Annotated in this window: 9 protein-coding genes, 1 tRNA gene and 1 pseudogene; 9 read left to right on the top strand and 2 right to left on the bottom strand. The window is 61.5% G+C overall.

Annotated elements, in window-relative coordinates:
• On the bottom strand, positions 1–3,426 hold a 3,426-nt coding region (locus tag CAG22_RS14740; RefSeq protein ID WP_139833463.1), incomplete at its 3' end, for a retention module-containing protein.
• A gap of 562 nt (positions 3,427–3,988) precedes the next feature.
• Here CAG22_RS14740 and CAG22_RS14735 point away from each other — a divergent pair.
• A pseudogene (locus CAG22_RS14735) lies at positions 3,989–4,257 on the top strand (IS30 family transposase); the annotation flags it as partial.
• Positions 4,258–4,322: 65 nt separating this feature from the next.
• Here the strand turns inward: CAG22_RS14735 and CAG22_RS14730 are convergent.
• Positions 4,323–4,410: transfer RNA gene (locus CAG22_RS14730), tRNA-Ser, on the bottom strand.
• Between the two features lie 134 nt (positions 4,411–4,544).
• Here CAG22_RS14730 and CAG22_RS14725 point away from each other — a divergent pair.
• From CAG22_RS14725 to CAG22_RS14685, 8 genes are all read left to right on the top strand, one after another.
• Positions 4,545–5,216, top strand: coding sequence for a Bax inhibitor-1/YccA family protein (locus CAG22_RS14725; RefSeq protein WP_003251184.1), 672 nt, complete (start codon positions 4,545–4,547; stop codon positions 5,214–5,216).
• Positions 5,217–5,509: 293 nt separating this feature from the next.
• Positions 5,510–6,889: a nucleobase:cation symporter-2 family protein gene (locus CAG22_RS14715; protein WP_013973275.1), complete on the top strand. Its 1,380-nt coding sequence runs from the start codon at positions 5,510–5,512 to the stop codon at positions 6,887–6,889.
• Positions 6,890–7,168: 279 nt separating this feature from the next.
• Complete coding sequence (tusD, locus tag CAG22_RS14710; RefSeq protein ID WP_061551162.1) at positions 7,169–7,561, top strand: sulfurtransferase complex subunit TusD; 393 nt, start codon at positions 7,169–7,171, stop codon at positions 7,559–7,561.
• 1 nt (position 7,562) lies between these two features.
• On the top strand, positions 7,563–7,922 hold the full coding sequence (tusC, locus tag CAG22_RS14705; protein ID WP_085705669.1) for a sulfurtransferase complex subunit TusC: 360 nt from the start codon (positions 7,563–7,565) through the stop codon (positions 7,920–7,922).
• Positions 7,922–8,218, top strand: a complete 297-nt coding sequence (gene tusB, locus CAG22_RS14700; RefSeq protein WP_046614859.1) for a sulfurtransferase complex subunit TusB — start codon at positions 7,922–7,924, stop codon at positions 8,216–8,218. The genes tusC and tusB overlap by 1 nt, the downstream gene beginning before the upstream one ends.
• Positions 8,215–8,550, top strand: coding sequence for a TusE/DsrC/DsvC family sulfur relay protein (locus CAG22_RS14695; protein ID WP_003258880.1), 336 nt, complete (start codon positions 8,215–8,217; stop codon positions 8,548–8,550). Before tusB ends, CAG22_RS14695 begins: the two co-directional genes overlap by 4 nt.
• Positions 8,547–9,551 (top strand): glycosyl transferase family protein, encoded by a 1,005-nt coding sequence (locus tag CAG22_RS14690; RefSeq protein ID WP_085705668.1) that lies wholly within the window; start codon positions 8,547–8,549, stop codon positions 9,549–9,551. The genes CAG22_RS14695 and CAG22_RS14690 overlap by 4 nt, the downstream gene beginning before the upstream one ends.
• Positions 9,552–9,643: 92 nt before the next feature.
• A complete protein-coding gene (locus tag CAG22_RS14685; protein ID WP_085705667.1) occupies positions 9,644–10,603 on the top strand; it encodes a glutathione S-transferase family protein in 960 nt (319 codons plus the stop codon).
• The last annotated feature ends 26 nt before the right edge of the window (positions 10,604–10,629 follow it).

The raw sequence follows: 10,629 nt of genomic DNA, 5'->3' as shown, positions 1-10,629 counted from the left end.
CGCAGTAAGCGCACCCTCGGCAAAGCTCAGGGTCTGGCCGTTGCTCAGGGTGACGGTGAAGGCTTGGTCTGCCGGGTGGCTCAGGGTGCCGGTGATGGTCGTGGTGTTGCCTTCCTGCACGGCATTGCCGGTGAGGGTCAGCGTCACTTCATCGCCGCCATTCGGCGTGCCCGGGGTACCAGGGTTGCCTGGGGTACCCGGCTCGTCGGTGATCTGCAGGGTTACCGGGTCGCCTTTGACCAGGTTCTCAAAGACCTGTTTGCCGATGCCTTGCTCGGTGATTCCGTTGATGGCGATGCTTGGGGCACTGCTGCCGACATAGACGTTGTCCGCCAGAACACCCGACTGCGAGCCACTGATCTGCCCGGCCGCGATGTGAACCACCTTACCGTTGCTCAGCGCGATATCGAGACCACCGTGCTGGGTCAAATCGGCACCGGCCGGGCCGGTCAGGGTAATGGTGTAGGTCACCGCCTGACCTTCCACCGCCGGGTTCGGCGAGATGCTCAGCTCGGCCTTCACGGTGTCGACGGTGTCGCTCACGGTGACGGTCGTGGTGGCGCTGGTGTTCAGGTTCTCGAAGTTGTGGCTACCGGCATCGATCACGCTGACGGTCTGGGTTTCGCCATCCTTGAACACGTCATCGCTCTGCGCCACGAACGGTGCGGTGGTCACGGTGGTGGCGCCCTCGGCAAAGCTCAGGGTCTGGCCGTTGCTCAGGGTGACGGTGAACGCCTTGCCTGCCGGGTGGCTCAGGGTGCCGGTGATGGTTGTGGTGTGGCCTTCCTGCACGGTATTACCGGTGAGGGTCAGCGTTACTGCATCGCCGCCATTCGGCGTGCCCGGAGTGCCAGGGTTGCCTGGGGTACCCGGCTCGTCGGTGATCTGCAGGGTGACCGGATCGCCTTTGACTAGGTTCTCAAAGACCTGTTTGCCCGTGCCTTGCTCAGTGATTCCGTTGATGGCGATGCTTGGAGCACTGCTGCCGACATAGACGTTGTCCGCCAGGACGCTCGACTGCGAGCCACTGATCTGGCCCGCTGGGATGTTGATTACCTCGCCGTTGCTCAGCGCGATGGACAGACCACCGTGCTGACTCAGGTCGGCACCGGCAGGACCGGTCAGGGTGATGGTGTAGGTCACCGCCTGGCCTTCCACTGCCGGGTTCGGCGAAATGCTCAGCTCGGCCTTCACGGTGTCGACGGTGTCGTTCACGGTGATCGTCGTGGTGGCGCTGGTGTTCAGGTTTTCAAAGTTGTGGCTACCGGCATCGGCCACGCTGACGGTCTGGGTTTCACCGTCCTTGAACACATCATCGCTCTGGGCCACGAACGGATTGGTGGTCGCAGTAAGCGCACCCTCGGCAAAGCTCAGGGTCTGGCCGTTGCTCAGGGTGACGGTGAAGGCTTGGCCTGCCGGGTGGCTCAGGGTGCCGGTGATGGTTGTGGTGTTGCCTTCCTGCACGGCATTGCCGGTGAGGGTCAGCGTCACTTCATCGCCGCCATTCGGCGTGCCCGGGGTACCAGGGTTGCCTGGGGTACCCGGTTCGTCGGTGATCTGCAGGGTGACCGGGTCGCCTTTGACCAGGTTTTCAAAGACCTGTTTGCCAGTGCCTTGCTCGGTGATTCCGTTGATGGCGATGCTTGGAGCACTGCTGCCGACATAGACGTCGTTCGCCAGGTTAGCGGTTTGCGACGCGCTGACCTGGCCCGCAGGGATGTTGATCACCTCGCCGTTGCTCAGTGTGATGGACAGGCCACCGTGCTGACTCAGATCGGCACCGGCCGGCCCGGTCAGGGTAATGGTGTAAGTCACCGCCTGCCCTTCCACGGCCGGGTTCGGCGAAATGCTCAGCTCGGCCTTCACGGTGTTGATGGTATCGGTGACCGTGAGGGTCGTGGTGGCACCGGTGTTCAGATTTTCGAAGTTGTGGCTACCGGCATCGCTCACGCTGACAGTCAGGGTTTCGCCGTCACGGTACACATCATCGCTCTGCGCCACGAACGGTGCGGTGGTCGCGGTGGTGGCGTCCTTGGCGAAGGTCAGGGTCTGGCCGTTGCTCAGGGTGACGGTGAACGCTTGGCCTGCCGGGTGGCTCAGGGTGCCGGTGATGGTCGTGGTATTGCCTTCCTGCACGGCATTGCCGGAGAGGGTCAGCGTCACTTCATCGCCACCATTCGGCGTGCCTGGAGTGCCAGGGTTGCCTGGAGTACCCGGTTCGTCGGTGATCTGCAGGGTCACCGGATCACCTTTGACCAGGTTCTCAAAGACCTGTTTGCCGGTGCCTTGCTCGGTGATCCCAGAGATAGCGATGCTCGGAGCACTGCTGCCCACATAGACGTCGTTCGCCAGGTTAGCGGTTTGCGACGCACTGACCTGGCCAGCAGGGATGTTGATCACCTCACCGTTGCTCAGGGCGATGGACAGACCGCCGTGTTGAGTCAAATCGGCACCGGCCGGCCCGGTCAGGGTAATGGTGTAAGTCACCGCCTGGCCTTCCACGGCCGGGTTCGGCGAGATGCTCAGCTCGGCCCTCACGGTATCGACGGTGTCGGTCACAGTGAGGGTAGAAGTTGCACCGGTATTGAGGCTGCCAAAGCCATGATCGCCCGCATTGGTGACGGTGATGTTCTGGATTTCACCGTCCTGGAACACATCATCGCTCTGGGCAGCGAACTCACCGGTCGTTGCGACCGTTTCACCGGCTTTGAACGACAAAGTCTGGCCATTGCTCAGGGTCACCGTGAAATCCCTGCCCGCCGGCTGGCTCAGGGTACCGGTGATGCTGGTCAGCCCCCCTTCCTGCACATTGGTGCTGCTCAGGGTCAGCGTGGCCGCAAGCGGCTGAGGCTCGGGTGGTAATTCAGGTACTAGCACCGCTGCCTGCTGTGCCGGTGTTGCATTGCCCACGAACTCTCGCGCTTGCTCAACAGCAACGCCAAGTGGCCCGGTGGGGAAACCAATGGTGGGGGCGACCGACCCGCCCACTGCTTCAAGCATCACAAACGAATGGCCGCCTCCGATGCCACCAGGGTTCGCACCTGCCCCGGTTGGGCCTGCCGCGGTCGCTTCGAGTGCGGTTGTCGGGTCAGCACCGGCGGCGATGGCTTGTTGCAGCTCGTCAACGGATGGTGCGGCCTGCGCAGTGGCTGCGCTCAGGTCGGCCACGCTATCTGGGGCATCGGCACTCCACTGTGTGTCGCGCCCCAGGTCGAGGATGCGCCCATCGGCCAGTTCCAGGCTCACCGCGCCACCAGGGCCGGTCTGGATCTGTTCACCCGCGAACACTCGATCCCCTTCCACAAGCACACGCTGGGTGCCCTCTGGGGAAATAGCGATTACCTGGCCAACAATACTTTTGACTATGGCGATGCTCAAGGCGGCTCTCCCGGGTAACGTGTGCGATTGGCTTCCATGTTCGGCCATGCTTCGAGTGTTGTCGGCTGGCTACAAGGATGGTTTATTTTTATTAGTGTTTATTTTTTGACGCCAACTATCAGGCTTCGTGATTCAATCTTTATATAACACCGCTATTGATATCAGTTACCCAATAATAAACAACAAAACAAATAATGGCCTAATGACATTTCGATATTAAAGATGATATTTTTTGCTTCTACCTGCAAGCTACAGCCACCCTACTCGCAATCTGGAGCATTGGTATCAGCGGCTATAGAGAAAGATAAATGCGAGCGTCACTCGTTTCCTCTATTCCGTTTGTCCTCGCTCCGTCCGGGGCGGCCCGAAGCCTGCCCAAAGTGTCAGGTTTTGAAACAGCTTCATGCCTGTTCAGGAGCCGACAGACCTGCAACTTTTTACATCGGGTGCTTGTTCCCCAGCATCTTGCGAGAGCGCTGCATCCAGAGAAGATATTTAACATTCGCGGCCCGACAAGATATTGGCTTGCTCCGAGCACAAAATATTGTCGCGCGTAGAACTGCTCGCCGTCGTTTACGAAACCTCTAACAATCCAGCGGGAACTGGCGCGCGTAGTTATCGTAAATGGGTCAACGACTGGTCACCCGAATAGATTATCAACCGTCTACAGATCGATTTTCCGGACGATAAGTCTATGCGGCTCTGTGAGGGAGCAATTTGTCAGGCTCTCTACATTCAGGCACGAGAGGCCCTCAAACGTGAACAAGCGGCAAGTTCATAGGCCTGAACCGTTCTGCAACTGGAACGCTGATCGAGCGCTCAACCCGATTCACAGTGCTCGTCCATTTGTCTCGCGAGGGAGGCCAAGGGCTTGCTCCCGGGTGAAGGGGCAAGGCCCAAAAAACAAAAAAGCCCTGAATAATCAGGGCTTTAATGAGGAATGATGGCGGAAGCGTAGAGATTCGAACTCTAGGATAGTTGCCCATCGACGGTTTTCAAGACCGTTGCCTTAAACCACTCGGCCACGCTTCCAGCTCGTTTTGCGGCCGCCATAATACCGTAATGAAACAAGCTGTCAAACTCTCTGTGTCGCGGGTTGCGGGAGCTCTGATAGACTCCTAGCATCTGAACGTCTGAAAACCACAGGTTTACCAAGGAGTGTCGCCATGCGCGAACAGGATTACGCCGTACACCACGGCCAGCAGGTCGAGCAGCAGGAGATCAGCAAGGTCCTGCGCAACACGTACAGCCTGCTGGCGCTCACCCTCGCCTTCAGCGGTGTCATGGCCTTCGTGGCCCAGCAGATGCGCGTCGGCTACCCGAACGTGTTCGTGGTGCTGATCGGCTTCTACGGGCTGTTCTTCCTTACCAACAAACTGCGTGATTCGGCCTGGGGCCTGGTGTCCACCTTCGCCCTCACCGGCTTCATGGGCTTTATCCTCGGCCCTATCCTCAACCGCTACCTGGGCATGGCCGGTGGCGCCGAAGTGGTCAGCTCGGCATTTGCCATGACTGCCTTGGTGTTCGGTGGTCTGTCGGCTTATGTGCTGATTACCCGCAAGGACATGAGCTTCCTCAGCGGCTTCATCACTGCGGGCTTCTTTGTCCTGCTGGGTGCTGTCGTGGCCAGCTTCTTCTTCCAGATCAGCGGCCTGCAACTGGCGATCAGCGCTGGCTTCGTGCTGTTCTCGTCGGTCTGCATCCTGTTCCAGACCAGCGCGATCATTCACGGTGGCGAGCGTAACTACATCATGGCGACCATCAGCCTGTATGTGTCGATCTACAACCTGTTTGTCAGCCTGCTGCAGCTGTTTGGCATCATGGGTCGTGATGACTGATTGATTGCTGCAAGAGAAAGCCCGCTTCGGCGGGCTTTTTTGTGGGAGCGGGTTCACCCGCGAACACCGGCGCAGCCGGTGCCAGGCACCGCGTTGGTTTCTTCGCGGGTGAACCCGCTCCCACAGGGTCCGCGCAGGTTTCAGGCTTGAACAAACAGCACCAATAATTGACCATAAAGTCAGATAATCAGGCAAATGGTCGTCGATCATGCCGCCATCGTGCTTTTCTCTACCCCAATTCGCCATCACCCCGTAGAATGCGCTCCTTTTTTCTTCCGGGGCAGCTTTTCGCAATGAGCTCACACGAACACAGCCCAGGCGCGGCGGCGCCTGCCAATGAACTGGTGCTTGGTCTTGAGGACAAGCCACGGCTGTTGATCGGCCTGCTGGCAGCACTGCAGCACCTGCTGGCGATCATCGTGCCGATCGTTACCCCTGGCCTGCTGATTTGCCAGGCGCTGGGGGTTTCCGCACGTGATACCAACCTGATCGTCTCCATGTCGCTGGTCATCTCGGGTATCGCCACCTTCGTCCAGTGCAAGCGCTTCGGGCCGTTCGGTGCCGGGCTGCTGATCGTCCAGGGCACCAGCTTCAACTTCGTCGGCCCGCTGATTGCCGGCGGGGCGCTGATGGTAAAGCAAGGTACGCCGGTAGAAGGCGTGATGGCGGCCATCTTTGGCGTGGTAATCGCCGGCTCGTTCGTCGAGATGGGCGTGTCGCGCATCCTGCCCTTCGTCAAACGCCTGATTACCCCGCTGGTCACCGGCATCGTGGTGCTGATGATCGGCCTGACCCTGATCAAGGTCGGCCTGATCAGCATGGGTGGTGGCTTCGGCGCCATGGCCAATGGCACCTTCGCCAATGGCGAGAACCTGCTGCTGTCGGGCGTGGTGCTGGCGATCATCGTCATCCTCAACCGCATCCCGGTGGTGTGGATGCGCAGCTGCGCCATCGTTATCGCCCTGGCGGTCGGCTATGCGCTGGCCGGTTACCTGGGCCGCCTGGATTTTACCGGCATGCACGAAGCCGCGCTGTTCCAGGTGCCGACGCCGCTGCACTTCGGCCTGGGTTTCTCCTGGGCACTGTTCATCCCGATGCTGGTTATCTACCTGGTAACTTCGCTGGAAGCCATCGGTGACGTCACCGCCACCAGCAAGGTGTCGCGCCAGCCGGTCGAAGGGCCGGTGTGGATGCAGCGGATCAAGGGCGGTGTGCTGGTCAACGGGGCCAACTCGCTGCTGGCCGGTTTGTTCAACACCTTCCCGAGCTCGATCTTTGCCCAGAACAATGGCGTGATTCAGCTGACCGGGATCGCCAGCCGCCATATCGGTATGTGGATTGCCGTGATGCTGGTGCTGCTGGGGCTGTTCCCGAGCGTTGCCGGGGTGATCCAGGCGGTGCCGGAACCGGTGCTGGGTGGTGCGGCCATGGTCATGTTCGGGGCGGTTGCGGCTTCGGGGATCAATATCCTGGCCAGCACTCGCCTGGACCGTCGCGCCCTGCTGATCATCGCTGTATCCCTGGCCCTGGGCCTGGGTGTGGCGCAGGTGCCGGAGTTCCTGGCGCACATGCCGGCGGCGATTCGCAATGTGCTGGAGTCGGGCGTGGCCACCGGGGGTATCTGTGCCCTGGTGTTGAACTGGTTCTTGCCGGAGAGCAAGGAACAGGCTTGAGCCTGGTGTTCGACTGTCAGGGCCATGGGGCTGCTGCGCAGCCCATCGCAGGCAAGCCAGCTCCCACCTCGACCGCACTGATCTGAAGCCATGCGCAGTCCCTGTAGGAGCCTGGCTTGCCAGCGATGAGGCCAGTACAGACAACACAAGGCAGTTGCCCCTACCGGGATAGCGCCGGCCTTCAGATTGGTGCAAGACAAAAAGCCCGCCCCGCCATGCACAAGCGGGCGCGGGCTTTTTTGCTTTATCATGGCACCATTCCTTTTGCATGAGTTATCCATGAAATTCGCTATCGCGGTGTTCTCCCCGGCCCATGCGCCCTCCTCGCGGCGCGCCCTGCGCTACGCCGAGGCGGTACTGGCCGGCGGGCATGAGATTGCCCGGCTGTTCTTCTACCAGGACGGGGTACACAGTGCCTCGGCCAACGTGGTCGCCCCCCAGGACGAGCTGGATGTTGCCAGCCAATGGCGCGAGTTCATTGCAGCCCACCAGCTGGACGCAGTGGTGTGCATCGCCGCCGCCCTGCGCCGTGGCGTGCTCGACGAGGCCGAGGCCAACCGCTACCAGCGCCCGGCCGTGAACCTGCCCAAGCCTTGGGAGCTGTCGGGGCTTGGCCAGCTGCATGAGGCGGCGCAAGTTGCCGATCGCCTTGTCTGCTTCGGAGGCGACTGAAATGGCCAAATCCTTGTTGATCATCAGCCGCCAGGCGCCCTGGAACGGCCCATCGGCCCGTGAAGCACTGGACATCGCCCTGGCTGGCGGCGCGTTCGATCTGCCGCTGGGCATGCTGTTCCTCGATGACGGCGTGTTCCAGCTCGCTGCGGACCAGCAGCCCACCGCCGTGCAACAGAAGAACCTGGCCGCCAACTTGCAGGCACTGCCAATGTTCGGCGTCGAGGAACTGTTCGTCTGCAGCCACAGCCTCACTCGCCGCGGCCTGGCAGCCGACACTCTGACACTGCCGGTGCAAGTGCTGGACGACGCGGCCCTGGCCGCGCTGATCGCCCGTTTCGACCAGGTGGTAACGCTCTGATGACGACCCTGCATGTAATTGCCCACTCCCCGTTTGGCGACGAGCGCCTGGCCAGCTGCCTGCGCCTGCTCGGCACCGACGACGCCCTGCTGCTGTGCGGCGATGCTGTATATGCTCTGCGCAGCGGCAGCGAACCGCACCGCCAGCTGCAAGCCGCCGGCCTGGCCCAGCGCCTGTTCGCCCTGGAAGAAGACGTGCAGGCCCGCGCGGTCGGCAACGAGCTGGCCAAGGCCGTGGACTACGCCGGGTTCGTCGAACTGTCGCTGCATTACGACAAGGTCAACAGCTGGCTATGAATACCCTCAACGTTGGCGATCAGGCGATCGCCCTGGACAAGGACGGCTTCCTGGTCGACCTGCAAGACTGGTCGCATGCCGCCGCCGAGGCTTTGGCCGCGCGCGAGGGCATCCCGTTGACGGCGGACCACTGGGAAATCCTCGAACTGCTGCGCCAGTTCTATCAAGAATTCCAGCTGTCCCCGGCCACGCGCCCGCTGATCAAGTACACGGCCCTCAAACTGGGCCCGGACAAGGGCAACAGCCCGCACCTCAACCGCCTGTTCAACGGCACTCCCGCCAAACTGGCCGCCAAGCTGGCGGGCCTGCCCAAGCCGACCAACTGCATATGACAGAACCTCGCCCGCTTACCCTGGAAACCCCCGCCGAACACCCGTTCGCCGAGTTCGTGCGCATTCTTGGCAAAGGCAAGCGCGGCGCGCGTGGCCTGACCCGTGAAGAGGCCCGCACGGCCATGACCCTGCTGCTGGAAGGCAAGGTCGAAGATGCCCAGCTCGGTGCCTTTCTCATGCTGCTGCGGCACAAGGAAGAAAGCGCCGAAGAACTGGCCGGCTTCACCGAGGCCCTGCGCGCCCACTTGCAGGCGCCGCGCATCGCCGTTGACCTGGACTGGCCCACCTACGCTGGCAAGAAGCGCCACCTGCCCTGGTACCTGCTGGCTGCCAAATGCCTGGCCAACAATGGTGTGCGCATCCTGATGCACGGTGGCGGTGCGCATACCGCCGGGCGCATGTACACCGAGCAACTGCTGTCCTTGCTGGAAATTCCACTGTGCCGTGACTGGGCTGCGGTCAGCCGGGCCCTGGACCAGCAGCGCCTGGCCTTCTTCCCGCTGCAGGACTGGGCGCCGCAGTTGCAGCGCATGATCGACCTGCGCAACACCCTGGGCCTGCGTTCGCCCATCCATTCGCTGGCCCGGGTGCTCAACCCGCTGGCTGCGCGTTGTGGCCTGCAGAGCATCTTCCACCCCGGTTACCAGGCGGTGCACCGCGAGGCCAGCCGCCTGCTGGGCGACCATGCCGTGGTAATCAAGGGTGATGGCGGCGAGATCGAGGTCAACCCCGATGTCATCAGCCATCTGTACGGCACCACCGCCGGCGAAGCCTGGGACGAGGAGTGGCCAGCGCTGAGCGAACGCCGCCACGTGAAGCCGCCAAGCCTGCAGCCCGAGCAATTGCTGGCGGTCTGGCGCGGCGAGACCGAGGACAGCTACGGTGAAATGGCCGTGGTCGCGACCATCGCCCTGGCCCTGCGCGGCCTGGGCCAGGACCGTGAGCAGGCTTTCGCCACGGCACGCGGTTACTGGGGCGCACGCAACCAATCGAATAACTAGATAGTAAGAGTGCAGTCTTTGCGCTAGTTATTCGAACGTTTTCCCCTAGACTGGGCTCCAACGACAAACAACTTTGTTCCGAGGAGCTCACCATGGGCCTTTTGATCGACGGCCGCTGGCATGACCAGTGGTATGAAAACGGCAAGGACGGCACGTTCAAACGCGAAAATGCCCAACGCCGCAATCAGCTGCCCGCTCCCGAAGCTGGCCGTTACCACCTGTACGTCTCGCTGGCCTGCCCATGGGCGCACCGCACCCTGATCTTCCGTGCCCTCAAGGGCCTGGAGCCACTGATCGACGTGTCGGTGGTCAGCTGGCTGATGCAGGACCATGGCTGGTCTTTCGACCAGCAGCAAGGTTCCAGCGGCGACCACCTCGACGCGCTGCAGTACCTGCACCAGCGCTACACCCAGGATGACCCGCACTACACCGGCCGTGTGACTGTACCGGTGCTGTGGGACAAGAAAGAGAAACGCATCGTCAACAACGAGTCGTCGGAGATCATCCGCATCTTCAACAGCGCGTTCAACGAACTGACCGGCAATACACTGGACCTGTACCCAGAGCCGCTGCGCCCGACCATCGAGGCGCTGAACGAGCGCATCTACCCGGCGGTGAACAACGGCGTGTATCGCGCAGGCTTTGCCACTACGCAGGAAGCCTATGAGGCCGCGTTTGACGAATTGTTCAACGAACTGGACTACCTGGAAGACTTGCTCAGCCGCAACCGCTACCTGGCCGGGGAATACCTGACCGAGGCCGATGTGCGCCTGTTCACTACCCTGGTGCGCTTCGATGCGGTGTACCACGGGCACTTCAAGTGCAACCTGCGCCGCCTGAGCGATTATCACAACCTGTCGAACTGGCTGCGTGAACTGTACCAGTGGCCGGGGGTGGCGGGCACAGTGGACATGGAGCATATCCAGAAGCACTACTACATGAGCCACAAGACCATCAACCCGAACGGGATCGTGCCCAAGGGGCCGCTGCAGGACTTCAACCTGCCACATGACCGGGAGCGGTTGGCAGGCAAGGGGATTTGGCAGGCTTGAGATTGCAGGGGCTGCTTTGCAGCCCC

Origin of the sequence: Pseudomonas sp. B8(2017) (genome assembly GCF_002113575.1) — a bacterium.
Taxonomy (GTDB): domain Bacteria; phylum Pseudomonadota; class Gammaproteobacteria; order Pseudomonadales; family Pseudomonadaceae; genus Aquipseudomonas; species Aquipseudomonas putida_Z.
Note: the sequence above shows the minus strand (reverse complement) of the source record. Positions and strands in the feature narration are given on the sequence as shown.

What these genes read in the sequence shown, in the direction of transcription:
- CAG22_RS14725 (WP_003251184.1), top strand. Translation starts at nt 4,545, where the DNA reads ATGCGCGAACAGGATTACGCCGTACACCACGGCCAGCAGGTCGAGCAG.
- tusC (WP_085705669.1), top strand. Translation starts at nt 7,563, where the DNA reads ATGGCCAAATCCTTGTTGATCATCAGCCGCCAGGCGCCCTGGAACGGC.
- CAG22_RS14685 (WP_085705667.1), top strand. Translation starts at nt 9,644, where the DNA reads ATGGGCCTTTTGATCGACGGCCGCTGGCATGACCAGTGGTATGAAAAC.
- CAG22_RS14715 (WP_013973275.1), top strand. Translation starts at nt 5,510, where the DNA reads ATGAGCTCACACGAACACAGCCCAGGCGCGGCGGCGCCTGCCAATGAA.
- CAG22_RS14695 (WP_003258880.1), top strand. Translation starts at nt 8,215, where the DNA reads ATGAATACCCTCAACGTTGGCGATCAGGCGATCGCCCTGGACAAGGAC.
- CAG22_RS14690 (WP_085705668.1), top strand. Translation starts at nt 8,547, where the DNA reads ATGACAGAACCTCGCCCGCTTACCCTGGAAACCCCCGCCGAACACCCG.
- tusD (WP_061551162.1), top strand. Translation starts at nt 7,169, where the DNA reads ATGAAATTCGCTATCGCGGTGTTCTCCCCGGCCCATGCGCCCTCCTCG.
- tusB (WP_046614859.1), top strand. Translation starts at nt 7,922, where the DNA reads ATGACGACCCTGCATGTAATTGCCCACTCCCCGTTTGGCGACGAGCGC.